Consider the following 22273-nt stretch of genomic DNA (forward strand, 5'->3'; position numbering starts at 1 on the left):
TAGCACCATTTGCGATCGCGCGCGCCGGCTAGCCGAGCTTGGTCACCAAGGCGGCCCAGAATTTTGCCTGCATGGTGGCGTCGTCTGTGAGGTTCTCGAGGCGATTGATCTCCTGCATTCCTGTAGGGCTGGTCACATTGATTTCTGTCAGGTACTCGCCGAGCACGTCGAGGCCGACGAAGAATTGTCCGCGGCTGCGGAGGAAGGGCCCGACCGCGGCGCAGATCTGGAGGTCGCGGGCGCTGAGCACCGTCGCCGCCGGCGAGCCGCCCGCGTGGAAGTTGTTGCGCAGCTCGCCCGACGCCGGCACCCGCATCACGGCGCCGATCGGCTCGCCGTCGACCAGCAAGATGCGCTTGTCGCCGTCCTTTGCGGCCGGGACGAAGGCCTGGGCGATCGTCCAGGTCGTGCCGTCTCGCGTGGCCAGCTCGAACAATGTGCTGAGGTTGGGATCTCCCTCGCGGGCGATGAGCACCTCACGGCCACCGTAGCCGTACACCGGCTTCAGGATCATCTGCCCGCCGAGCTCGTGCAGGGCGTCGCGCAGATCGCCGACGGTGCGCAGCAGGAAGCTGCGGGGGATGAATTGCGGGAACTCGAGGATCGCCAGCTTCTCGCTGAGATCTCGCAGCCCCTGCGGGGTGTTGACGACGAGGGTTCGCTGGGCCGCCCGGTCGAGCGCCCAGGTCGCAACGATGAAGTGAGCGTCGACCGGCGGGTCCTTGCGCATCAACACGACGCGGAAGCTGGCCAGCTCGCGCACCTCGGAGGGCCCGCGCACGACCACCGGCTGGCCGAGCCGCGGCACGCTGATCGGCGTGGCGTAGGCGAAGGCGTCGGCGCCGCGGAGCAACAGGCCGCCGAGCTCCACCGACCACACCTGGAAGCCGCGCCGCTGAGCCTCGGCGATCATGAGGTACGAGCTGTCCCTGTGAGCGTCGATCGTCGACAGGGGGTCGAGGACGAAGAGAACGTCGCCGTGGGTGGTCATCGGGCCGCAGCATACCTGCTCGTAAAGGCGTGCGAGGCGCGGTCGCGCCCCTGGCTGCGCGAGCCGGACTCCCCGGAGATCACCCGTGTAAGGGCTTCCCTGAGCCGCTGGCCGCGAAAGTGCGAAATTTGAGCGCTAGGTGAGTTGATGTAATATCTGTAGGACACTTGAGCACCTCACCCCCTACCAAGCGCCCGGCGGCAGGTCCCCTGCTGGGGCTGCTGCCGGAGGCCCGCTGGGCGCGGGTCCACAAGGTCCAGCTCATCCGCCGGGAGATCCGCGAGACGCTCTCGCCGAGCGCGCTCGAGGTGCTGTGGCGGTACGGCGAGCACGTCGTCGAGGGCGGCGAGGAACTGGGCGGCGGATCGCCGCAGCGCCGCTTCTACGCGACGGTGATGGTGACCTTCGACCTGCGCCGCTGCGCGGCCTACTTCCGCGAGCCCGCCGACGTGGCGACCGCGGAGCGCCTGGCCGAGCTGATGATCGGCAGCACGCGGGTGCAGAAGAAGCTGGTCGCGCTGGCCCGCCCGGAGCTGGCCCGCATGGCGAAGGTGGCGGAGGCCTGCCTGCACATCGAGATGGACCACCACGCGCGCGCGGAGGGCACGCAGGTGCTCATCGACGGCGACGCCATGGTAACCCTGGAGCCCGCACGGAAGGCTGGCCTGCGATGAAGACGACGAACCCCGACGACGAGACCCCGGGCGCGGCCTACTCGATCCGCGACGTCTCGCGCCTGTTCGACCTGCCCGAGAGTCGCCTGCGCTACTGGTCGCAGACCGGGTTCTTGCAGCCGTCGATCCGGGTCAAGGGCCGCACCTGGTACAGCTTCCGCGATCTGATCGGCCTCAAGGTGGCGCGTGAGCTGCTGGGCGCCGGGCTGTCGCTGCAACGCGTCCGCAGCAGCCTCGACGCGCTCAAGGTGAAGCTGCCGGAGATCGACCAGCCGCTGTCGCGCCTGCGGGTCCGCTGCGAGCACGACCGGGTGATCGTCGACACCGGCGAGCAGACCTTCGAGGCCGCGACCGGCCAGGGCCTGCTCGACTTCAGCGTCCAGACCTTGCAGCAGCAAGCGACGCAGGTGCTGGCGATGCCGCGCGCGCAGGACGAGTGCGCCGACGAGGACCGCAGCGCCTACGAGTGGTTCACCGTCGCGTGCGAGCGCGAGAAGGCGTGGGACGGCCAGGACCCCGACGACGCGGCCTTCCTCGACGCGCGCCAGGCCTACGACCGGGCCCTCGACCAGGACCCGGAGTTCGCGGCGGCGTACACCAACCTCGGGGCGCTGCTGGCCGCGGTCGGCGACCTCGACGGCGCGCGCGACCACTTCGACCAGGCGCTGCGCTGCGACCCGGACCAGCCGGAGGCGCAGTCGAACCTGGCGGCGCTGGCCCTGCGCCTCGGCGACCACGACACGGCGATCGCCGGCTACCGCCTGCTCCTGCGCGCCGCGCCGGACCACCTCGAGGCGCACTACGGCCTCGCGCGCGCGCTGCTCGCGGTCGGGGGCAAGGGCCAGGCGCTCGCGCACCTCGAGCGCTTCTGTGCCGGCGTCGACGGGCTGGCACCTGCACAAAAGGACAGCTCGCTCAAGGAGCGCAGGCAGCAGGTCACGAAGGTGATCCAGGCGCTGCGCCGCGAGCTCGGCGCGGCGGGCTGACGCCGGCAGGGGCGGCCGCTACACTCGCCGCTCGTGCGTCGCCTGCTGGCTCTGCTGCTGTTCGCGGGCTGTGGCTGGCCCGCGGGGCTGGCGAGCAGCGCGGCGCCAGGGCGTTCGCCGGGCGGGACGGTGTATCCGGATCTGATGATCCCGGCGCCGGCGGCCACCGGCGGCCACTACGACGCGGCGCTCGTGATCGCGGTCGAGGACTACGCGCAGCTCGGCGACCGGCCCGGCGCTGCGGCGATGGGGGCGGCCTGGTATCGCTACTTCCGCGAGGGTCGCGGCATCCAGCCGCGGCGCATCACGCTGCTGCGCGACGCCGAGGCGACGCCGGTGGCGATCGATCGCGCGGTCGAGCGCACGCGTCGACGCATCGGCGCGGGCGGGACCTTGTGGGTCGTGTTCGTCGGGCACATCGCCAGCGCGCAGCCGGGCGCGTACGGCGAGCTGTGGCTGGCCGACGCGGCCCGGCCGACCTATGCGATCGCGGCGGTGCTCGGGCGCGTCGCTTACGGGAAGCACCCGCGGGCGGTGGTCGTGCTCGACGGCTGCGAGGGTGGCGGTGGGTCGGGCGTCTCGGGCACGGGGACGCCGGGGACGCCGCCGCCGCGGATCCGCAACAACGTGATCACGCGATCGCTGCGCGAGCGCGGCTGGCGGGGCCCGCCGCAGTCGCGGCATGAGCCGGCGGATGTCGCGATCTACAGCGCGGGCCTCGGCCCCGGTTGCGTCGAGCAGCTGCCAGGCACGGTGTCTCCGGCGCTCTCGTACCTGCTGCTCGGCGGTCTGCGCGGCTGGGCCGACCTCGACGGCAACGGCAACGTCAGCTCGGTGGAGCTGCTGCGCCAGCTCGTGCGCACGCTGCGGGCGACGAGCCCCGATCCGACGATCGCGCAGCCGAGCCTGTACGGCGCCGACTTCCCGGTCGCGCGTCGGGTCCGTGAGCGTGGCCCGGCGCTGGCGAGCCTGCGGGCGGCGAGCGGGGGGCCGCTGGCCGAGGCGACCCTCGAGGTCGGACCCTCGCGGTGGATCAAGGAGGCGATGATCACGATCCCACGCGGCAGCTTCTACATGGGCTGCCCGCAGCGCGGTGACCCGCTGTGCGAGCGCGACGAGAAGCCGGCCTTCCGCGTGAAGCTGTCGCGCTACGCGATCGACCCCTTCGAGGTGACGCAGGCCGAGTACCAGCAGTGCGTCGACGCCGGGGTGTGCACGCCGATCGACGCGGGCCGCTGCTTCGTGTGGGACGGCCACGCGTTCGTCCGCGGGGGCAAGCTCCCCGAACTGTTAACCGCTGGCGATCATCCGGTCGTGTGCGTCGACTGGTATCAGGCCGCGGAGTACTGCGCGCAGGTCGGCAAGCGCCTGCCGAGCGAGGCGGAGTGGGAGCGGGCCGCGGCCGGCCTCGAGCAGAGCCGCTACCCGTGGGGCGACGATCCTCCGACCTGCGCGCTGGCGCAGTTCGATGGTTGCTGGGAGCACACGCGCCCGGTCGGCCTGCGACCCGAGGGGGCCACCCCGGAGGGGGTCCACGACCTCGCGGGCAACGCGTCGGAGTGGGTCCACGACTGGTACGCGAAGACCACCTATGGGCCGTTCCGCAGCGACCCGCTCGGACCCGACAGCGGCCAGGTCCGCGTGGTCCGGGGCGGCAGCTACTACGACGGGCCCTCGGTGCTGCGCGCGTCGTACCGCTACGGCCTGAACCCGGCCTCGGCGTTCAGCACGGTGGGGTTTCGCTGCGTCCGCTGAGGCCCCGGCGGCGCGGCGGAGTATGCTGCTGCGGATGAAACGCCATCTCGTCGCGCTGGCCATGCTCCTCGCTGCGTGCGGGGCGAACCCGAACCCGCCCGTCGCGCCCCCCTCGTCGGCCGAGCTGTCGGGCGGCGGCGTGTGGGTCGCGTACAACCTCGGCTGCGCCGCCGGCTGCGAGCAGATCCGCCGCGGCGATCGCATCCTCGCGGTCGACGGTCACGCGATCACCAGCGGCGCCGAGCTGGACGCCGCCAACCTGACCCGCGGGACGCCCGTCGCGCTCAAGGTTGCGAAGCACGGCGGCGGCGCGGTCGACGTGAAGCTGGTAGCGACGCCGCACAGCGACATGCCGCCGATCAAGGCCGTCCCGCCGCTGCTCACCGTCGGCGCGGCTGCCCTCGACCGCGCGCCCGAGTGGGCCCGCCTGCGCCTGTTCGGCCACGCGATCCCGGCGCTGCGGATGTACCGCGGCGACGAGCCGCGCGGCTACATCAACGGCCGCGAGCTCTACGGCCGCGGCGCTGTGATCGTCGTCTGGGAGCTGCCGTACTTGATCGCCCACAAGAGCGCGCTGTGGGCCGAACTGCCCGGCTACTACGCGCAGCTGCAGCGCCACGACCCTGCGCTGTTGAACGCGGGCGTCGACGTCTTCTTCGTGTTCCCGAGCGAGGGCGAGTCGCGCGGGTTCCGGCCGGGGATCGACGCGGACGTGGCCCCGGCGCAGGCCGGCGGGGGCAACCTGCGCTACGCGATCAACCAGGAGACCCGCGATCACATCCGCAGCGAGGTCCCGCCCGGCACCAAGGATCTGATCCCGCTGTTCGACCTCGACTCTGCCGCCGACGATCCCAACAACCTCGGCCTGGAGAACCCGGCCTCGGACATCCGCGAGTGGCTGTTCGACCGCATCCTCGCGCCGGTGATCCTGGTGATCGACCACCGCGGCATCGTGCGCTGGCACAGCCGCGACTTCCCGCTCGGGCCCGAGGAGACGATCGAGGCGGCCGTGCAGTTCGCCTTGCACGATCTGCCCGACGGCCCAGCTTCGGCCGCACCGACGATCGCCGTCGCACCGGCGAGCCCCGCTGGCTGAGGCCAGAGCTTGGGGCCAGATCTTGGGGCCAGATCTTGGGGCCAGATCTTGGGGCCAGATCTTGGGCCCGGATCTTGGGCCCGGATCTTGGGCCATGCGCGACGCGCCCGGCGCGTCGGGCTCAGGAGCTCGAGAGCTTCTTCTTCAGCTCCTCGAGCTGCGCGTCGATCTCGGCGGCCTTGAGGTCGTCGACCGGGGGCTCGCCAGCGGCGGCCTTGGCGGAGCCGAGCTGCTTGGGGTCCTCGGTCTTGCCGGCGGTGAGGGCCATCTTGCGCTTGAGCGCGTCGAGCTGGTCGTCGACGCTGCTGGCCTCGAGCGCCTTGAACTGCGACTCGAGGCTGCCCTCCGCCAGCACGCCGCCGATCTCCGCGGTGGCCTCGGCCTCGGCCTCGAGCTGGGTCACGCGGTCCGACATGCGGTCGAAGGTGTCGAAGGCGCTGGTGCTGTTGATGCTCGACAGCGTCTCGTTGATAGTGCGCTGGGCCTCGGCCCGCTTCTGGCGCGAGACCAGCAGGTTGCGCTTGCGCTTGGCCTCCTCGATCTTGTTGTCGAGCCCGCGGAGGGCGCCCTTGAGGTTCTCGACCGAGGTCTTCTGCGCCTCCCACTGGTCCTTGAGCTGGCCGGCGACCTCGTCGTGGTCGGCCTTGCGGGCGAGCGCGGCGCGGGCGAGCACGTCGTCGCCGGCGCGGATCGCCAGCATGGCCTTCTTCTCCCACTCGGCGGCCTTGGTGGCCTCGATCTCCCACTGCTTCTTGATGCGCTTCTCGTCGGCGATGGCGACGGCGACCTGCTTCTTGGCCTCGATGAGCTGCTGCTTCATGTCGACCAGGACCTGATTGAGCATCTTCTCAGGGTCCTCGGCCTTGTTGATGAGCTCGTTGATGTTGGAGCGGATGAGCGTGCCGAGTCGTGAAAAAAGTCCCATGATTAGGTGCCCTCCTGAATCGTTGCGGGCCGCCACTTGGTGAGCTGGTCGAGGTGGCTGTCGATCGCCATCACCATGTCTTCGATCATCGCCTGAAATTCGCCGTAGTCGAGGTCCTCGATCTGCTGGGCGCCGGACAGCACGATCTGGCCGTTGTCGAGGGCGTAGGCGCAGTGCAGCAGGTTGTCGTTGAACTGCAGCAGCTTGCGGTAGAGCTCCTCGCGATCCGGCGTCAGCTCGGTCACCCCGAACAGCGGGGTCGAGTACAGGACGATCGGCTCGTCGATGCGGACGATGATGCGGGCGTGCCGGAGGCTGTCCGGGGCCAGCACCCAGGTGTCGTCGGACACCTGCTCGTGGGGGCACTCCATGCGGAGCATGTACGATTCGAGGGTATCGGCGTAGCTCATGGGCGGGGAACCTGCGCGGCTGCGAGCCGGAGGCTCGGGCCGAGGATTCTATGCGATCGGCCCGCGGGGCGGCAACCGTCCCCGGGCCAAACGGCCGCTCGGAGGCCCTCGAAGTGCTTTCGAAGTGCTTTCGCGGGGGGCCCTGGCCGTGGTATCCCGCTTCGCCCCCGGAGACACGTCGCCGCCATGCAGGGATCGCCAAGGTTCGCCATGCCCCCCGATCACGCCACGCGCGCCGCCACGGTGGTCGACGGGGGGCGCCTGTGACCGCGAGCGAGTCGCCAGGGGGCAGCGGGCTACCCGAGGTGCCGGCCGAACTGCCGGTCAACTCGCCGATCAGTTTGCCGGTCAATTTGCCGCGGCACGTCGGCATCATCATGGACGGCAACGGCCGCTGGGCGCGGCAGCAGGGGCTGCCGCGCGAGGTCGGGCACGAGCACGGCGCCGACGCGGTGCGCCGCGTGGTCCGGGCGGCCCGGGCGATCGGCATCGAGGCGCTGACGCTGTTCGCGTTCTCGAGCCAGAACTGGGACCGTCCGCCGCAGGAGGTGTTCCACCTCATGGCGCTGCTGAACCGCTACTTGCTCGAGGAGCGCTCGGAGATCCTCGACAACGGCATCCGCCTGATCACCGTCGGCGACACCGAGCGCCTGCCGGGCTACGTGCGTGACCCCATGCGCGAGCTCATCGCCGCCTCGGCCCACCACACCGACATGACCCTGTGCCTCGCGCTCAGCTATGGCGGCCGCGAGATGATCACCGAGGCCGCGCGTCGCCTGTGTCGCGCCGTCGCTGCGGGCAAGCTGCGTCCGGAGGACGTCGACGCCCGCGCCTTCGAGGCCCAGCTCGACTCGAGCCGCCTGCTGCCTCCGCTCGACCTTCTCATCCGCACCAGCGGCGAGCACCGGATCTCCAACTTCTTCCTGTGGGAGGTCGCCTACGCCGAGCTGTTCTTCAGCGAGGCGATGTGGCCGGACTTCGCGCGCGAGCACCTGCAGGCGGCGCTCGACGACTACGCCCGGCGAGAGCGGCGCTTCGGCACCGTGCCCGACGCGGAGGCGGCGGAGGAGCCGGGCTACCCGGGCCTGTTCCCGCCGCAGCGGGGCAAGGGCTGAAGCGATGACCGACTTTTTGCGCCGCCTGTGGGTCGCGGTCGTGCTGATCCCGGTGTTGTTGGCGGGGCTCTACCTCGACGCCTCGCCGTGGAGCATCCTGGCGATGGCGGCGATCGCCACGATGTTCGCCCAGGACGAGTTCCTGCGCATGGCCCTGCCGGTGCGCGCCGAGGACGGTGAACGGCCGCTGCGCCTGGTCGTCGTGGGCCTGCTCGGCGGGGCGATCAGCTGTCTGCCCACCATCTTCGTGCACCAGGGGTCCAAGGTCGGCGTGGTGCTGGCGCCGCTGCTGAGCCTGTGCGTGGTGGTGGTGGCCGCGACCATGTTGCTGCGCCGCCACCACCTCCAGAGCGCCGGTCGGCACATGGCCGTGTGCCTCGCCAGCCTGCTCTACGTGCCGCTGCTGGCCTGCGTGTGGTCGCTGATCAAGCTCGAGTTCGGGCCGAGCTGGCTGTTCATGACCCTGGCCCTGGCCTTCCTCTCGGACACGGTCGCGTACATCTTCGGTCGACTGTGGGGGCGTCACAAGCTCTACCCCGCGGTCAGCCCGGGCAAGACGGTGGAGGGCTCCATCGGCGGGGTGGTCGGCGGCGTGCTGGCGACGGTCGGCGCGGGCTCGCTGTGGCTGGTGCCCCAGCTGCCGCTGAAGCACGCGCTGGTGCTCGGTGTGCTCGGCTCGCTGGTGGGGCAGGTCGGGGACCTGTTCGAGTCGATGCTCAAGCGCGGCTACGGGGTGAAGGACTCGAGCGCGCTGCTCGGTGCGCACGGGGGGATGCTCGACCGGGTCGACGCGCTGCTGTTCGTGGCGCCTGTCGTCTACTACTACGTTCGCCTGGTGGTGCAGGCGTAGCGCCTCAGCACCACGTCAGTGGTTGGGTCAGCGTCCGGCGCCCAGCGCCTTGGGCTTGTCGCCGCGCTTGAAGTACCAGTAGCCGATCCCCCCGACGATCGCCGCCGGGATGAGCACGCTGCTGGCGGCGACCACCAGCGAGCCGACCACCGCCGTGCCCACGCCCGTGGCTGTGGCAGCGGCGGCGGCGGTGCCGTTCGACGCCCGCTTCTTCTTGGCGTAGGCGAAGGTGGCGCCAGCGACTCCGAAACCGATCATGGCCAACAACATGTATGAACCTCCGGGGCGCGAGAAAATCGCGGAGGCGACAGTATAGACCCGCGGGCGGGCGCACGCCCGTGCGGACTGGACGGGGCGAGCCCGCGGACTGATACTTGCGCCGTGGCAGAGGACCCCAAGGGCAATTCAGGCGGGCCATCCGTGCGTACGGGTGGGCCGGAGGCACAGGGCGGCCGCGATCGGCAGCGAGAGCGTGGCCCTCGCGACGCCGGCGCGGGCGAGCGTCCTCGTGGTGACGGCGATCGCAGCCGGGGTCCGCAGGCCGACGGTCCGCGCGGACCACGACCGGAGCGTCCACGAGACGATCGGCCGCGAGACGATCGGCCGCGGCGTGACGATCGTCGCGGTCCTGGTCGCGACGACCGCCGTGGCGACGACCGTCGCAACGACAGCGCCTCACCGCTGACCGCCTCGCTGTTCAGCGCCATGCAGGACAAGCAGGTGCCCTGCCGGATCGCCGGGTGCCAGAACACCTGGACCTGGTTCGCCGCGCAGCAGATCCGCGGCTTCGGCCAGCCGCCGCCCGACCGCATGTGCGACGAGCACCTCGGCCAGTTCAACGAGCTCGCCGACCGCGAGGTGCCGTGCCGCACGCCGGGCTGTCCGAACACCTGGACCTGGAAGCGCGGCGCCCAGCTGGCCGAGATGCAGCGCACTGGCAAGCTGCGCCGGCCCTCGCGGCTGTGTGCGGAGTGCTTCAACGCCGAGCGCGAGACCCACGACGTCGAGCTCGGCTGCAAGATCGACGGCTGCAAGCGCAGCTGGATCTGGTCGCGCGACGCTCAGCTGCGCCACCGCTTGTGGGTCCTGCGTCAGCGGGCCAAGGCGTCGCGCCCGGGCGAGGCCGCAGCGTCCGAGCTCGAGGCTCCGCGCGCGGACGGCGAGCCCCAGCAGCGCCGGCGTCAGCGCGGCGCTCCAGCCGGTGAGGCGCAGGTGATCGAGCTCGACACCAACGTCGAGCGGCCGATCCCGCTGCGCGACGAGGCGGTCGCCGCGGTCGCCGCAGCTGTCCCCGAGGACATGTCCGCCGGGCCCGGTCCCGAGGGTCATGTCGCGGAGGCGCTGTCCGTCGGTTCCGGTCCCGAGGGTCAGGTCGCGGAGGAGCTGTCCGTCGGTTCCGGTCCCGAGGGACAGGTCGCCGAGGACAGCGGCGCGACTGAGGGAAGGGCCGAGGGCGCCGAGTCCGAGGCCGACGCCGACCCCGGCGACAAGCGCAAGCGGCGACGCAAGCGGCGGCGCGGCGGCAAGCCGCTGCCCAACCCTGAGGGTCCGCCCGAGCGCATGTGTGGCCTGTGCGCGCAGAAGCTGAGCCGGGTCCAGGCGCGGGAGCAGCCCTGCAAGGTGCACGGTTGTTCGCGGACCTGGACCTGGGACCGCGCGAGCCAGATGCGGGCCTGGGTGCTCTCGGGCAGCGACGACGTCGACTATGAGCCGGCCTCACCGCGGCGCATGTGCGAGGTCTGCCGCGAATTCTGCCGTACGCACCCCGACCGCGAGGTCGCCTGCGGTCGACCGGGCTGCGTCAAGACCTGGACCTTCAAGACCGGCGCGCAGCTGCAGGCCTTCCTGGCCGGGCGCCTCGCAGATCCTCTGAAGCTGTGCGGCGAGTGTGCCAAGGGTGAGTTCGCCGCGAGCTTCCGGCCCGGCAGCGAGGGCGGCATCCCCGAGGGCGCCGAGACCATGCCCTGCGTCGTGCCCGGCTGCGAGGGCACCTGGCTGTACATCCCCGGCATGCGCCTGCGGGAGACCGCCTACGGCGAGCTCTCGCCCGAGCGCATGTGCGACGCCCACCGCGTCGAGCGTGGCTTCGCAGCTGCCTCTTCGCACGAGGCGGTCGAGGTCGAGGTCACCGCGGCCGACCTCGCCGCCGACGAGACCAGCGACGATGACGCGGAGCATGATGACCCGCATGACCCGCATGACCCGCATGACCCGCATGAGGGCCTCGATGACGTCGCGGTTGAACCCGACGCGCACAGTGTCGACGAGGGGGCTGAAGCTGCCGACGAAGCGGCCGACGCCGACGAGCTCCACCCAGAGCCTGTCGAGCCCGAGCCCGCCTGAGCGACGAAGCTGGGACAGACCGAGCCGCTCGCCCGAGTGGTCGAGGGGTGTCCCAGCTTCGTCACCCGTGCGACGGCCACGGAGCTGCGCGCCGGGCGTTGAGCCGTCATGTTCGTCCGCCCTGCGCGACGGCCGTTGACCGCTGCCCCGCGACCTGCGAGGCTGCCCGCGCGCACGCACCTCGACGCCTCGAGCTCCTGTTCTCCTCATCGCTCCGCCCGCTGCTCTGCACCCGCGCTTCCCCGTGCTCTCGTGCGCCTCTCCGCCGGCCCCGCAGGCGGCTTCACTGCCGCCGCGGGCCGGCCCCTTCGTCGATAGCTGTCCTTTGGGACAGGCGTTGACACCGACGCGCTCGCGGCCCTAAAACCGCCGCGATGACCGACGCGCTCGCCACCACCCGCAGCCGCTACGAGGCCACGCCGCGGGTCCTCGACGCCGATCTCCAGCGCATGGCGCGGGGCGATCGCGGCTGCCTCGGCGACGCGCTCGCCGGCCTCGGCGGCGTCTCGATCATCGTCTTCGGCGTGCTCGCCTCGTTCGCGGTGGTCGGCTGGGGCTACATGATGGCCGGCACCCTGTTCCTGCTCGTCGGCTTCGTCCTCAGCGCCGCCGCCCAGGTCCGGTCCGGGCCGGTCCGTCGCAAGGCGCTGACGGAAGGTCCGCTGGTGCTCGGGCGCGTCGTCGCCGGTGACCCGGCGCTCTACGAGCCGAGCGACGCGGTCCTGCCCGCGCGCGTCGTGTTCGCCCCGGCCCCCACACAGCGCTTCGACTCGGGCCTCCTGCGCACCCTGGCCACCCGACTGCAGGCCCTCCAGCGCGCCGACAGCACCCCCGTCGATCAGGCGGCCGTCGCCGCCGTCCTGCGCGAGCCGAGCAAGGTCGACACCGTCCGCCTCCCGGCCTCGCTCGCCGGCGACGACGAGGCCTACCTCGCCGTCGTCGCTGTCGACGCCCGCCGCCTCCCCGGTCGCCGCATCGACAGCGGCGAGCTCACCCTCATCGTCGATCCTCAGAGTGGCTTCGCCGAACACGTGTGAGCCGGGCAGCGCTCATCGTCGACCCCGCCAGCGGCTTCGCCGAACACATGTGAGCCCCGGGCAGCTCTCATCGTCGACCTCGCGGTCCGCCGAACGCGTGTGAGCCCGGGCAGCCGCGAGTGACTCCCCACGCCGCCCGCCCGTTCCCTCCAGGTTCCCGCCAATCCCCGTCAGAACACCGGTTCGACGCCTGGACATTGCTGCGCGCTTTTGCCACCCTCCCGCGCCCGACCACCCCCTCAGGGTCGGGCAAGGAAGCTCATGCAGATCCGCAGCGCACTGTTCTCTGTCCTAGTCCTCGCCCCGCTCGCGTGCGGCACACCCAAGGCTGACACCGCCACGCCCGAGCCGGCGTCCACGCCCGCGCCCGCGCCCGTCGCCAAGCCCGCGGCGAAGCCGATCCCTGACGGCTTCTTCAGCATCACCCCGCAGCTCACGGTGAAGGGCGTCGACGCGGCCGTCGACTTCTACGTCAAGGCCTTCGGCGCGACCAAGGTCTACAGCATGGCCGGCCCGGACGGGAAGACGATGCACGCCGAGGTCAAGATCGGCGACTCGATCGTGTTCGTCGACGAGGAGATGAACGGCACCAAGTCGCCGCTCACCCTCGGCGGCACGCCGGCCACGCTGATGATCTACGTCGCCAGCGCCGACACCACCTACGCGGCCGCCACCGCCGCGGGCGCGAAGGCCGAGATGCCGCTCGAGGATCAGTTCTGGGGCGACCGCTACGGCCATGTCATCGACCCCTTCGGTCACCGCTGGGCGATCTCCACCCACATCGAGGATGTGACCCCGGAGCAGACCCAGCAGCGCGCCGCGCTGGCGTTCGCGCCCGCCGACAAGAAGACCAAGAAGGCCAAGCCCGCCAAGGGCAAGCCGGCCGAGCCCGCGTGGAAGAAGATCGCCGGCACCCCGGCCAAGGGCCCGATCCCCGACGGCTACCACACCGTCACGCTGGCGCTCGTCGTGCCCAAGGCCGCCGAGACGATCGACTTCTACAAGGCCGCCTTCGGGGCCATCGAGACCGAGCGCATGCCCTCGCCGGACGGCAAGATCATGCACGCCGGCCTCGATCTCGGGACCAGCAAGCTCATGCTCAGCGACGAGTTCCCGGAGATGGGCGGCAAGTCGGCGATCACCCTTGGCGGCTCGCCGGTGGCGCTGCACTTCTACGTCAGCGACTCCGACGCCCAGTTCAGCAAGGCGACCAGCGCCGGCGGCAAGGTCACCATGCCGATGACCGACATGTTCTGGGGCGACCGCTACGGCGGCGTCACCGACCCCGCGGGCTTCTTCTGGGGCGTCGCCACCCACAAGGAGGACCTCACGCCCGAGCAGATCGGCGAGCGCATGAAGGCCCAGATGGCGCAGCAGCCCAAGCCGACCACCTGATCGCCGCGGCGAAGGGGTCGCAGAGGGCCCGCTACGCCCGCGAATGGGCGCGACAGCCGACCGTCGACCACGAATCAGCGCCAGGCCGAGCGATCGACCTGGCGCTTCGTTCATGTCCCGAGGGACATCAGTCTCAGTAGCCGTTCGCGCGGTACCCGGGCGGGGGCGGGGCGTAGCGGTTGGGGAATGGGTCGGCCTGATCGCGGCGGCGCAGCTCGTCGTGCGGCACCTGGCCCTCCTCGCGGAAGAAGGCGAGGCCGATCACGCCGATGTTGCGGGCCTTGCCGGTGCGGCCGGCGTAGCTGTCGTCCATGTCGCTGAAGCGGAAGGCCGCGACGGTGTCGTCGCCGGTGCGCCAGCCCTCGATCACGAAGCTCGTGTACGGGTCGATGAGGTAGCCGCGCTTGGTGAAGTCGGCCTCGCCACCGTCGATCACGTCGAGGCCGTCGACCGAGGCGACCACCTCGTAGCGCTGCGCGCTGTGGTTCTCGACGCCGATCGTGTAGCGCGCACCCGCCTCGCCGACCGCGTACACGTCGCTGCCGATCTGCGCGCCCGGGAGCGCGTTGCCGGCGTCGTCGCGCAGCGTCAGCGCCAGCGCGCCCGACTGGAAGTTGGCCCGCTGCGGGTACTGCCCGGTCTTCCAGTGCGCCATCTGGCTGACGCCCTCGGCGTCGTTGTAGCGCAGCGAGAGCAGCGCGTCGGGGTGGGTCATGTCGGCGCGGCGGAACCGGACCGAGCGGACCGAGCTGAAGCGCTGCTCGCCGTACGAGGTGCCGAGGCCCGCGCTCTTCTTCTCCTGCATCGGCGCGACCGGGGCAGCGCTCACGCTCGCGTCGCCGTCGTAGCGGGCCACGTCGCGCGAGGCCATCGCCTCGTCCGCGCCGGTGCGCGTCGGCGAGGTCCAGGTCGCAGCACCAGCGGCAGCGGTGCCGGCAGGGCCCGACGCGGGGGCGCCGGTCATGGGCTCGGGGGCGCCGATCGACGAGTCGGTCGCGCTGCGCTTGGCGCAGCCGGACAGGGCGGCGGCGGCGACGAGGGAGAGGAGGACGGGAGCGACGGGCGTGCGGAGCATGGCGGGACTTCCTGCGGTGATGCATCCGAAACGCTGGCCCGCGGCGGCGCTTACACCCGGCACGCGCGCGCGCGCGGCCGCGGCGATGGGGCAGCGCGCAGGCCGTTGCGGCCGCGGCAATGGGGCAGCGCGTGGCCCGTCGCGGAGGTCGCATGGTGCGTCGCTCGTTCGTTCGCCCCGGCGCGCGCGCGCGCGGCCTCGCGTATACTCGCCGCCATGTTGAAGGTCGCCGTCGGCCATCGCGAGGGTCAGGATGTGACCTCGTTGCTGGCGCAGGTTCTCGCCGACGCGCGCGCCCAGCTCGGCGAGACCCCGGTGCTCGCGGGCATCATCACGGTCGCCGGCGACTTCGATCCCCGGCGCATCGCCGACGGCCTCACGCGCGCGCTGCCCGGGGTGCCGATCGTCGGCATCACCAGCTCGGGTGATCTGTCGTCGCAGATCGGTGTCAGCGAGGACTCGATCAACCTCCTCCTGTTCGCCGCCGAGCCGGCCGACGAGATCCGCTTCAGCGCTGGCCTCGGCACCCGCGCCTCCGCGGACCCCGAGGCCGCCGCCGCCGAGGCGGTCGCCATGGCCGCACCGGACCGCGACACCTGGCTCTGCTTCGCCTTCCCCGACAGCCGCAAGCCCGGCACCGGTGCGCTGGTCGCCGCGCTCGAGGCCCAGTTACCCCGCGGCTGCGCCCTGTTCGGCGGCAAGCTCGGCGGCCAGTGGGACCGCATGAGCGCCCCGCGGCGCCCAGTTCTTCAACGGTCAGGTGGTCCACGACAGCCTCCCCGTGCTGCTGTGCGAGGGCGCCCTCGGCTACGACTTCCGCGTGATCCAGGGTTGGACCCCGGTCGGTCCGCGGCAGCTCGTGCGCGCCGCCGAGGGCAGCCGCGTGCTGCAGATCGGCGATCGCAGCGCGGTCGAGTTTTACAACCATTACTTCGGCCCGCAGTCGCGGCCGCTGCCCGAGTTCCCGCTCGCCGTGCACGCTGGCGACGACGGCTTCTACGTGCGCACACCGATCCGCAGCGATCGGGACACCGGTCACGTCGACTACTCGGGCGAGGTCCCGCAGGGCGCCGAGGTCCAGCTCTGCGAGGCGATCCGCGAGCACCTGCTCGCCGAGACCACGCGCAGCGTCGCCGAGCTCGGCGTGCACGCGCTCGGCGGTGCGGGGGTCCGCCTCGACCGCGCGCCGCCGTGGCTGCGCCCGGCCGCGGTGCTCGTGTTCTCCTGCGCCGCGCGCAAGCAGATCCTCGGCACTCGTACGGCCAGCGAGGTCGAGGCCGTGACCCGCGCCCTCCCCGGCGTGCCGGTGTTCGGCTTCTACGCCGGCGGCGAGATCGCCCCGCTGGTCCCCGGCGGGCGCGCCCGCCTGCACAACGCCACCATGGTCACCCTGGTCATCGGGACATGTTCCGAGAGACAGCCGGTCCCGACCCCGAGGACCGCACCCGCGCCCGCGCCCGTGTCCGCGCCGGACCCGGCGCTGCTGCAGCGCCGGCTCGCGCGGGCCGAGAGCTACCGCGCGCGCGCCGAGGACGCCAAGGAGCTGACCACGGCCATGCTGCGCACGATCGGCGCCGAGATCGAGGCCACGCGGCGGCAGATCGTCGCCCAGAACGACCAGCTGCGCCAGCTCTACAGCGAGCTCGAGGCCGAGAAGCACAAGTCCGACGCGCTGCTGCAGAACATCCTTCCGGTCGAGGTCGCCGAGGAGCTCAAGCGCACCGGCCAGGTCAAGCCGGTCCACTACAACAGCGTCACCGTGCTGTTCACCGACTTCAAGGGCTTCACGCGGGTCGCCAGCCGGCTGCGGCCGGAGGCGCTGCTGCGCGAGCTCGACTTCTACTTCAGCGAGTTCGACCGCATCACCGAGCGTCACGGCCTGGAGAAGCTCAAGACGATCGGCGACGCGTACATGTGCGCCGGGGGCATCCCGCAGGTCAACAGCAGCCACGCGCTCGACGCGGTCGCGGCCGCGTGGGACATCATCCAATTCATGGAAGAGGTCCGGGCCGACAAGCTGGCCGGCGGCGAGCAGCCGTGGGAGCTGCGGATCGGCGTGCACACCGGGCCGCTGATGGCCGGCGTCATCGGCCACAAGAAGTTCGCCTACGACATCTGGGGCGACACCGTGAACATCGCCTCGCGCCTCGAGTCGACCGGCGAGGCCGGGCGGATCAATCTCTCGCGCGCCACCTGGGAGGCCGTCCGCGACCGCTTCGAGTGCGAGTACCGCGGCAAGCTCACGGCCAAGAACCGCGGCGAGGTCGACATGTACTTCGTCCTCGGCCCCCGGTGACAGCCCCGCGGGCGCGGCCTATCATCCCCGCGTCATGCAGCAGCAGCGTCTCGCCGGCAAGGTCGCCGTCATCACCGGTGCCAGCCGCGGCATCGGCCGGGTCATGGCCCTCACCTTCGCTCGCCACGGCGCCCGCGTCGTGATCGCCGCCAAGAGCGAGGCCGAGAAGCCCCGCCTGCCCGGAACGATCTACACCGTCGCTCGCGAGATCGAGGCGCTCGGCGGTCAGGCCCTCGCGCTGCGCGTCGACGTGCGCGTCATCGAGGACCTGCAGGCGATGGTCGACCAGACCCTCAGCCACTTCGGCCGCCTCGACATCCTCGTCAACAACGCCGGGGCGCTGTGGTGGCAGGACGTCGCCGACACGCCGATGGGCCGCTTCGACCTCATGCACGAGGTCAACGTCCGCGCCGCCTTCGCCGCCTCGCAGGCCGCGATCGCCCCGCTGCGCGCCGCGGGTGGCGGGCACATCATCGTCTGCTCGCCGCCGGTCGAGCTGGCGGCGCTGCCGGGCAAGGTCGGCTACCTGATCAGCAAGTACGGCATGACGATGTTGGCCCAGGGCCTCGCCGAGGAGCTGCGCGCTGACAACATCGCCGTCAACGCGCTGTGGCCCGTGACGCTGGTCCAGACCCAGGCGACCGTGAACTTCGCGATCGGCGAGCCGAAGCTGTGGCGCCGCCCGGAGATCGTCGCCGACGCGGCCCTCGAGGTCGTCACCACCCCGCCCGCCGAGCTCACCGGCCGCGCCCTGCTCGACGAGGACTTCCTGCGCGAGCGCGGCGTCACCGACTTCACGCAGTACCGCTGCGACCCCGAGCACGAGCCCCCGCGCATCACGACCGGCCACGCCGCGAAGGTCGGGCTGGCCCCCGGCTAGCACTTGCGCTCACGGTGGTCAGCTCGGACCGCTCGCGCTCGCGGGGGTCCGCTCGGACCATTGGCGCCCGCGGTCGTCCGCTCGCGCCTGTGGTGGTCAGCTCGGACCGATCGTGCTCGTCAGCTCGGACCACTCGAGCCCGAACTTTCGCAGGTACTTGCGCAGGCGGTCGGCGTCGTTGTGGGAGCTCCGGCGCTCGCGCGAGGCGGCGAACAGCACGCGCCCGGCGTCGGACAGGCTGCGGGCCTCGGCGCACACGCGCAGCACGTCGGCCAGCTGCACGCGGTCGAAGCGGTCGAGCCCGGCCAGCGCCTCGGCGCCGAGCTGCCGGCGCAGCAGCGCCTCGTCGTCGCTGACCTGTCCCTCGGACCAGGTGGCTTGCAGGCGCGCGAGCTCGGCCTCGACCTCCTTCGCGGAGATCTGGGCGCCGGGGGCCAGGGTGGCCATGCGCTCGAGCGCGGCCGCGAAGTCGCGGAAGTTGCCGGGCCAGCGCGCCTGCGGCGAGGCGGCGAAGCGGACGAACTGGGCCCGCGCGGCCCGGCCGAAGGTGACGCGCCGGCCGTGGCGCTGGGCGTAGCGCTCGAGCTCGTAGTCGAGGTTCGGCTCGATGTCCTCCGGGCGCTCGCGCAGCGCGGGCATGCGGAAGGTCCAGATGTCGATGCGGGCCAGCAGGTCGTCGCGGAAGGAGCCCGCGCGCACGCCGGCCCGCAGGTCGCGGTTGGTGCCGGCGATCAGCTGGAAGTCGCTGCTCACCTCGCGGTCGCTGCCGACCGGGAGGAACACGCGGTCCTCGAGCGCGCGCAGCAGCATGGCCTGCTCGTCGAGGCCGAGCTCGCCGATCTCGTCGAGGAAGAGCACGCCGTTGTCGGCGCTCTTGAGCACGCCGGGCCGCTCGCGCACCGCCCCGGTGAAGGCCCCGCGGGTGTGGCCGAACATCGCCGACATCGCTGCGTCGCCGCGCAGGGTGGCGCAGTTGAGCTCGACGAAGCGGCCGGCGATCTGGTGCCGGGCCTGCTTGAGCTCGAAGATCTTGCGGGCCAGGCGGGTCTTGCCGGCGCCGGTCGGGCCGGTCAGCAAGATCGGCGAGCGGGTGGCGGTGGCGACCCGCTCGACCTGCTCGATCAGCGCGTTGAAGCCGGGGTTGCGGGTGGCGATGCCGGCCTTGAGGAAGGACAGCCCCTCGCTGCGCACGGCCTGCACGCGCTCGGCGATCTGGCGGTAGCTGGCGAGGTCGAGGTCGATGACCCGCAGGTCGCCCGGCTCGCCGCTGTTGGCCGGCGTCGGCGGCGAGGTCTGCAGCAGCTTGCCCGGCAGGTAGCGCGCCTCCGTCAGCAGGTACAGGCAGATCTGCTGCACGTGCGTGCCGGTCGTGATGTGCACGAGGTAGTCCTCGGACTCGGGCTTGAACGGGTACGCGTGCGCGAAGTCCAGCAGGGTCGCGAACACCGACTCGAAGTCCCAGGGGTCCGGGAAGGCCAGCGCGTGGGTCCGGACCCGCGTCTCCGGCGATACGCTGGCGATGTCCCGCGCGACCGTGTCGGCCAGCTCCTGATACTGCGGCTGATGCAGCAGCTCGAGCCGGTCGACCAGGAAGTCCTCGCGCCGGCACAGGTCGACCGTGGGCCGCCAGCGCTCCCAGCGGGCGCGCGGGCTGGCGTCGAGGGTGGTGCCGAGGAGGCCGAGGACGACCGTTTCGCGCCGCATGCGCAGCACGATAGAATTCTAAGGTCCGCGCTGCAAGTCTCGTAAATTCTCGTGGTGCAGCGATCATCGAGCCGGTAAGATGCCGAAATTACTTGTGCTTAAGTGCTCGCAAAGAACGGCAGGGAGGCTGCTCTTGGCCCCGGTGAACGGAGCGAGGGAGTCATGACCAGCCAACAGGAACTTGGGTACGAGGTGCATCAGCCCGAAGGTGGCGTGCCGATCAAGCGCTGGACGCGGGGCGTCGCGGTCGAGGACGCGGCGGTGCGGCAGCTGGAGAACGTCGCGCGCATGCCGTTCATCCACCGCTGGGTCGCGGCGATGCCGGACGTGCACTGGGGCATGGGCGCGACGGTCGGCAGCGTGATCCCCACGGTCGGGGCGATCATCCCGGCGGCGGTCGGCGTCGACATCGGCTGCGGCATGATGGCGGTCGAGACCAGCCTCAAGGCGAGCGACCTGCCCGACAGCCTCGGCAACGTGCGCGCGGCGATCGAGAAGGCCGTGCCGCACGGGCGCAGCGTCAACCACGGCGGGCGCGACAAGGGCGCCTGGCAGGACCCGCCGAAGCCCGTCGGCGCGGCGTGGAAGGGCCTCGCGGAGCGCTTCGACCGCATCGTCGGCAAGCACCCGGCGATCGAGAAGTCGAACACGGCGGTGCACCTCGGCACGCTCGGGACCGGCAACCACTTCATCGAGGTCTGCCTCGACGAGCGCGACCACGTGTGGGTGATGCTGCACTCCGGCTCGCGCGGCGTGGGCAACAAGATCGGCTCGCACTTCATCGCCCTCGCCAAGCGGGAGATGGAGCGCTGGATGATCCACCTGCCGGATCAGAACCTCGCGTATCTGCCCGAGGGCACCGAGTACTTCCCCGACTACGTCGAGGCGGTCGAGTGGGCCCAGGACTACGCGCGGCACAACCGCGAGCTGATGATGCAGGCGACCCTCAAGGCGCTGGCCGAGGCCCGCGGGATCCCCCCGTTTCACCTCGGCGACATGGCGGTCAACTGCCACCACAACTACGTCGCCCGCGAGCACCATTACGGCAAGGACGTGCTGGTCACCCGCAAGGGGGCGGTGCGGGCCCAGTCGGGCGACCTCGGCATCATCCCCGGTAGCATGGGGACCCGCTCGTACATCGTCCGCGGCAAGGGCAACCCGGAGAGCTTCTGCTCGTGCAGCCACGGCGCGGGCCGGGCGATGTCGCGGACCGAGGCCAAGAAGCGCTTCTCGCTGGCCGACCACGCGAAGGCCACGGAGGGCATCGAATGCCGCAAGGACGAGGACGTGATCGACGAGACCCCGCAGGCCTACAAGCCGATCGACGCGGTGATGGAGGCGCAGCGGGACCTCGTGGACATCGTGCACACGCTGCGACAGGTGGTGTGCGTGAAGGGCTAGGACGGCGATGAGCAAGGGCGACGAGCGCATCGAGATCGACGGCTCCGAGGGCGAGGGCGGGGGGCAGATCCTCCGCTCCGCCCTCACGCTCTCGCTCGTCACCGGGCGCCCGTTTCGCCTCCATCGCATCCGCGCCCGCCGCGTCAAGCCGGGCTTGCTGCGCCAGCACCTCACGGCCGTGCGCGCGGCGACCACGATCGGCGCGGCCGAGGTCAGCGGCGACGAGCTCGGCAGCACCGAGCTCGTGTTCACGCCGGGGTCCGTCAGCCACGGCGACTACACCTTCGCCGTCGGCAGCGCCGGCTCGGTCACGCTGGTGCTGCAGACCGTGCTGTGGCCGCTGCTGCTCGCGCCGGGTCGCTCGCGCCTGACCTTCGAGGGCGGCACCCACAATCCGATGGCTCCGCCCTTCGAGTTCATCGCCGAGGTGTTCCTGCCGCTGCTGCGGCGCATGGGCGCGAAGGTCGACGCCCGTCTGGTCCGCCACGGCTTCTACCCGGCCGGGGGCGGCAGCTTCGTGGTCGAGATCGAGGGCGGGCACCCGCTGGTGCCGCTCGAGCTGTACAACCGCGGCGCGGTGCTCCGTCGCCGGGCCCGGGCCCTGCTCGCGCACCTGCCCAAGTCGATCGGTGACCGCGAGCTGCGGGTCGTCCGCAACGAGCTCGGGCTCGAGCGCGACGAGGTCCGCGTCGTCGACGTCGACAGCGCCGGCCCCGGCAACGCGCTGATGGTGTGGATCGAGGCGGAGCACGGCACCGAGCTGTTCTGCGCCTTCGGCGAGCGCCGCGTCAGCGCCGAGCAGGTGGCGGCTCGCGTCGTCTCCGAGGTCCGCGCCCACGTCGAGGCCGACGCCCCGGTCGGCCCGCACCTCGCCGACCAGCTGCTCATCCCGCTCGCCCTGGTCGGCCGCGGCGGCTATCAGTCGTACGCGCTGACCCAGCACACGCTGACCAACATGGAGATCCTCGGCCGCTTCCTGCCGGTGCGCTTCGTCGTCAGCGACGAGGGCAAGGGCCGCAGCCGCGTCGAGGCCCACCCGCGGGAGTAGGGCGCCAGCGTCCGCTGCGCACCCGGATCGTCGCCGTTTGCATTGCGGACCTGCGCCGCGCTCCCGCGAGTCGCCCGCGTCCGTGGTCGATCGCCGCGGGCCTGCGCGGCGAAGCGGTGCATGGTGCCGCCATGCTGATGATCATCCTCCTCGTGTTACTCGTCCTGGCTCTCGGCGGCGGCGGCTGGGGCTACTCCCGCTACGGCGCCGTCGGCTGGTCCCCCGCCGGGCTCATCGTGCTCGTGCTGGTGATCCTGCTGTTGACCGGCCGCCTGCACTGGTGAGCCGCGCC

The 22273-nt window shown here is 71.6% G+C and carries 21 protein-coding genes and 2 pseudogenes; 17 read left to right on the forward strand and 6 right to left on the reverse strand.

The genetic code is table 11. From position 1 onward, the window contains the following. Positions 1-28 precede the first annotated feature (28 nt). Positions 29-991, reverse strand: a complete 963-nt coding sequence (gshB, locus tag IPJ59_RS17105) for a glutathione synthase (RefSeq protein ID WP_293272518.1) — start codon at positions 989-991, stop codon at positions 29-31. Positions 992-1158: 167 nt separating this feature from the next. On the opposite strand from gshB, the gene IPJ59_RS17110 reads away from it, so the two are divergent. The 4 genes from IPJ59_RS17110 to IPJ59_RS17125 are packed head-to-tail and all read left to right on the forward strand — an operon-like array spanning position 1159 to position 5502. Beyond that, positions 1159-1665, forward strand: a complete 507-nt coding sequence (locus tag IPJ59_RS17110) for a hypothetical protein (RefSeq protein ID WP_293257400.1) — start codon at positions 1159-1161, stop codon at positions 1663-1665. Beyond that, complete coding sequence (locus IPJ59_RS17115) at positions 1662-2651, forward strand: helix-turn-helix domain-containing protein (protein ID WP_293257397.1); 990 nt, start codon at positions 1662-1664, stop codon at positions 2649-2651. Before IPJ59_RS17110 ends, IPJ59_RS17115 begins: the two co-directional genes overlap by 4 nt. Before the next feature lie 33 nt (positions 2652-2684). After that, positions 2685-4406: a formylglycine-generating enzyme family protein gene (locus IPJ59_RS17120; RefSeq protein WP_293272519.1), complete on the forward strand. Its 1722-nt coding sequence runs from the start codon at positions 2685-2687 to the stop codon at positions 4404-4406. Positions 4407-4440: 34 nt separating this feature from the next. Further along, entirely contained in the window at positions 4441-5502 is a 1062-nt protein-coding gene (locus IPJ59_RS17125; RefSeq protein ID WP_293257391.1) for a hypothetical protein, read from the forward strand. A 121-nt stretch (positions 5503-5623) separates the two neighbouring features. Here IPJ59_RS17125 and IPJ59_RS17130 read toward each other — a convergent pair whose 3' ends face one another. Both IPJ59_RS17130 and IPJ59_RS17135 read right to left on the reverse strand, forming a co-directional pair. After that, on the reverse strand, positions 5624-6427 hold the full coding sequence (locus IPJ59_RS17130; protein ID WP_293257388.1) for a PspA/IM30 family protein: 804 nt from the start codon (positions 6425-6427) through the stop codon (positions 5624-5626). A gap of 2 nt (positions 6428-6429) precedes the next feature. After that, positions 6430-6837, reverse strand: a complete 408-nt coding sequence (locus tag IPJ59_RS17135) for a YbjN domain-containing protein (RefSeq protein ID WP_293272520.1) — start codon at positions 6835-6837, stop codon at positions 6430-6432. A gap of 305 nt (positions 6838-7142) precedes the next feature. On the opposite strand from IPJ59_RS17135, the gene uppS reads away from it, so the two are divergent. Both uppS and IPJ59_RS17145 read left to right on the forward strand, forming a co-directional pair. After that, on the forward strand, positions 7143-7952 hold the full coding sequence (uppS, locus tag IPJ59_RS17140; RefSeq protein WP_293272521.1) for a polyprenyl diphosphate synthase: 810 nt from the start codon (positions 7143-7145) through the stop codon (positions 7950-7952). Positions 7953-7956: 4 nt separating this feature from the next. Beyond that, the gene (locus tag IPJ59_RS17145; protein WP_293272522.1) at positions 7957-8802 is read left to right on the forward strand and encodes a phosphatidate cytidylyltransferase; all 846 of its coding nucleotides are present in this window, start codon (positions 7957-7959) and stop codon (positions 8800-8802) included. Positions 8803-8829: 27 nt separating this feature from the next. Here IPJ59_RS17145 and IPJ59_RS17150 read toward each other — a convergent pair whose 3' ends face one another. Next, positions 8830-9060: a hypothetical protein gene (locus tag IPJ59_RS17150; RefSeq protein WP_293257376.1), complete on the reverse strand. Its 231-nt coding sequence runs from the start codon at positions 9058-9060 to the stop codon at positions 8830-8832. Between the two features lie 214 nt (positions 9061-9274). Between IPJ59_RS17150 and IPJ59_RS17155 the strand changes: the two genes are divergently transcribed. The 4 genes from IPJ59_RS17155 to IPJ59_RS17170 all read left to right on the forward strand — a co-directional run bounded on the left by IPJ59_RS17155 (position 9275) and on the right by IPJ59_RS17170 (position 13577). Continuing rightward, positions 9275-9487, forward strand: a complete 213-nt coding sequence (locus IPJ59_RS17155) for a hypothetical protein (RefSeq protein WP_293257373.1) — start codon at positions 9275-9277, stop codon at positions 9485-9487. Between the two features lie 20 nt (positions 9488-9507). Further along, positions 9508-11145: a hypothetical protein gene (locus IPJ59_RS17160; RefSeq protein ID WP_293272523.1), complete on the forward strand. Its 1638-nt coding sequence runs from the start codon at positions 9508-9510 to the stop codon at positions 11143-11145. 374 nt (positions 11146-11519) lie between these two features. After that, positions 11520-12182, forward strand: coding sequence for a hypothetical protein (locus IPJ59_RS17165; protein ID WP_293272524.1), 663 nt, complete (start codon positions 11520-11522; stop codon positions 12180-12182). A 261-nt stretch (positions 12183-12443) separates the two neighbouring features. Continuing rightward, on the forward strand, positions 12444-13577 hold the full coding sequence (locus IPJ59_RS17170; protein WP_293257364.1) for a VOC family protein: 1134 nt from the start codon (positions 12444-12446) through the stop codon (positions 13575-13577). A gap of 133 nt (positions 13578-13710) precedes the next feature. On the opposite strand, the gene IPJ59_RS17175 is transcribed toward IPJ59_RS17170, so the two are convergent. Further along, a complete protein-coding gene (locus IPJ59_RS17175) occupies positions 13711-14652 on the reverse strand; it encodes a hypothetical protein (protein ID WP_293272525.1) in 942 nt (313 codons plus the stop codon). Between the two features lie 216 nt (positions 14653-14868). Between IPJ59_RS17175 and IPJ59_RS37850 the strand changes: the two are divergent. The 4 genes and pseudogenes from IPJ59_RS37850 to IPJ59_RS17195 all read left to right on the forward strand — a co-directional run. After that, positions 14869-15315, forward strand: a pseudogene (locus tag IPJ59_RS37850) (FIST N-terminal domain-containing protein); the annotation flags it as partial. Positions 15316-15403: 88 nt separating this feature from the next. Continuing rightward, positions 15404-15544: pseudogene (locus tag IPJ59_RS37855) on the forward strand (FIST N-terminal domain-containing protein); the annotation flags it as partial. Continuing rightward, complete coding sequence (locus tag IPJ59_RS37860) at positions 15536-16948, forward strand: adenylate/guanylate cyclase domain-containing protein (RefSeq protein ID WP_366524624.1); 1413 nt, start codon at positions 15536-15538, stop codon at positions 16946-16948. The pseudogene IPJ59_RS37855 and the gene IPJ59_RS37860, both read left to right, overlap by 9 nt. A 34-nt stretch (positions 16949-16982) precedes the next feature. Next, complete coding sequence (locus IPJ59_RS17195; protein ID WP_293257355.1) at positions 16983-17828, forward strand: SDR family oxidoreductase; 846 nt, start codon at positions 16983-16985, stop codon at positions 17826-17828. Positions 17829-17924: 96 nt separating this feature from the next. Here IPJ59_RS17195 and rtcR read toward each other — a convergent pair whose 3' ends face one another. Further along, positions 17925-19532 carry an RNA repair transcriptional activator RtcR gene (gene rtcR / locus IPJ59_RS17200; RefSeq protein ID WP_293272527.1) on the reverse strand — a complete coding sequence of 536 codons (1608 nt, stop codon included), beginning with the start codon at positions 19530-19532 and terminating at the stop codon, positions 17925-17927. Between the two features lie 162 nt (positions 19533-19694). Between rtcR and IPJ59_RS17205 the strand changes: the two genes are divergently transcribed. The 3 genes from IPJ59_RS17205 to IPJ59_RS17215 all read left to right on the forward strand — a co-directional run bounded on the left by IPJ59_RS17205 (position 19695) and on the right by IPJ59_RS17215 (position 22265). Next, complete coding sequence (locus IPJ59_RS17205; protein WP_293257349.1) at positions 19695-20933, forward strand: RtcB family protein; 1239 nt, start codon at positions 19695-19697, stop codon at positions 20931-20933. A 7-nt stretch (positions 20934-20940) separates the two neighbouring features. Then, on the forward strand, positions 20941-21981 hold the full coding sequence (rtcA, locus tag IPJ59_RS17210) for an RNA 3'-terminal phosphate cyclase (protein WP_293257346.1): 1041 nt from the start codon (positions 20941-20943) through the stop codon (positions 21979-21981). Between the two features lie 131 nt (positions 21982-22112). Further along, a complete protein-coding gene (locus IPJ59_RS17215) occupies positions 22113-22265 on the forward strand; it encodes a DUF3309 family protein (RefSeq protein ID WP_293257343.1) in 153 nt (50 codons plus the stop codon). Positions 22266-22273: the final 8 nt, after the last annotated feature.

Origin of the sequence: Nannocystis sp. (assembly GCF_016714285.1) — a bacterium.
In the GTDB taxonomy this organism is placed as follows: domain Bacteria; phylum Myxococcota_A; class Polyangia; order Nannocystales; family Nannocystaceae; genus Nannocystis.

Excerpts from the sequence above, each read along its gene's own strand:
- IPJ59_RS17195 (WP_293257355.1), top strand. The coding sequence starts at position 16,983 with ATGCAGCAGCAGCGTCTCGCCGGCAAGGTCGCCGTCATCACCGGTGCC.
- IPJ59_RS17130 (WP_293257388.1), bottom strand. The coding sequence starts at position 6,427 with ATGGGACTTTTTTCACGACTCGGCACGCTCATCCGCTCCAACATCAAC.
- gshB (WP_293272518.1), bottom strand. The coding sequence starts at position 991 with ATGACCACCCACGGCGACGTTCTCTTCGTCCTCGACCCCCTGTCGACG.
- IPJ59_RS17205 (WP_293257349.1), top strand. The coding sequence starts at position 19,695 with ATGACCAGCCAACAGGAACTTGGGTACGAGGTGCATCAGCCCGAAGGT.
- IPJ59_RS17135 (WP_293272520.1), bottom strand. The coding sequence starts at position 6,837 with ATGAGCTACGCCGATACCCTCGAATCGTACATGCTCCGCATGGAGTGC.
- rtcA (WP_293257346.1), top strand. The coding sequence starts at position 20,941 with ATGAGCAAGGGCGACGAGCGCATCGAGATCGACGGCTCCGAGGGCGAG.
- IPJ59_RS17115 (WP_293257397.1), top strand. The coding sequence starts at position 1,662 with ATGAAGACGACGAACCCCGACGACGAGACCCCGGGCGCGGCCTACTCG.
- IPJ59_RS17125 (WP_293257391.1), top strand. The coding sequence starts at position 4,441 with ATGAAACGCCATCTCGTCGCGCTGGCCATGCTCCTCGCTGCGTGCGGG.
- IPJ59_RS17150 (WP_293257376.1), bottom strand. The coding sequence starts at position 9,060 with ATGATCGGTTTCGGAGTCGCTGGCGCCACCTTCGCCTACGCCAAGAAG.
- IPJ59_RS17145 (WP_293272522.1), top strand. The coding sequence starts at position 7,957 with ATGACCGACTTTTTGCGCCGCCTGTGGGTCGCGGTCGTGCTGATCCCG.
- IPJ59_RS17215 (WP_293257343.1), top strand. The coding sequence starts at position 22,113 with ATGCTGATGATCATCCTCCTCGTGTTACTCGTCCTGGCTCTCGGCGGC.
- rtcR (WP_293272527.1), bottom strand. The coding sequence starts at position 19,532 with ATGCGGCGCGAAACGGTCGTCCTCGGCCTCCTCGGCACCACCCTCGAC.
- IPJ59_RS17160 (WP_293272523.1), top strand. The coding sequence starts at position 9,508 with ATGCAGGACAAGCAGGTGCCCTGCCGGATCGCCGGGTGCCAGAACACC.
- IPJ59_RS17175 (WP_293272525.1), bottom strand. The coding sequence starts at position 14,652 with ATGCTCCGCACGCCCGTCGCTCCCGTCCTCCTCTCCCTCGTCGCCGCC.
- IPJ59_RS17165 (WP_293272524.1), top strand. The coding sequence starts at position 11,520 with ATGACCGACGCGCTCGCCACCACCCGCAGCCGCTACGAGGCCACGCCG.
- IPJ59_RS17170 (WP_293257364.1), top strand. The coding sequence starts at position 12,444 with ATGCAGATCCGCAGCGCACTGTTCTCTGTCCTAGTCCTCGCCCCGCTC.